Annotated in this window: 1 protein-coding gene; it reads left to right on the top strand. The window is 72.0% G+C overall.

Annotated elements, in window-relative coordinates:
- Positions 1 to 48 precede the first annotated feature (48 nt).
- The coding region (locus tag ACLQ2N_RS36025; protein WP_425820019.1) for a hypothetical protein at positions 49 to 296 on the top strand (248 nt) is incomplete at its 3' end.

A 296-nucleotide genomic window follows, 5' to 3' on the forward strand; every position in this document is an offset into this window, starting at 1 on the left:
GAAGCCAGTGTCTTCCTGGAGGTCGGCCCGGACGGAACCCTCACCGGCATGGCCCAGCAGACCCTCGACAGCGGCGAGGCCTTCGTGCCCACTGCCCGCAAGGACCGCGAGGAGGCCCGCACCGTCCTCGAAGCCCTGGGCCGTCTGCACGCCATCGGTGTGTCCGTCGACTGGGCGGCCTACTTCGGCACGGCTGCGGCGACGGCCCGGCATGTCGATCTGCCGACCTACGCCTTCCAGCACCAGCGGTACTGGCTTCCCTCCGGCCGTCCGGCGGGCGATGTCGCCACGGCCGG

This window comes from Streptomyces sp. DT224, from assembly GCF_049844595.1.
Lineage (GTDB): Bacteria > Actinomycetota > Actinomycetes > Streptomycetales > Streptomycetaceae > Streptomyces.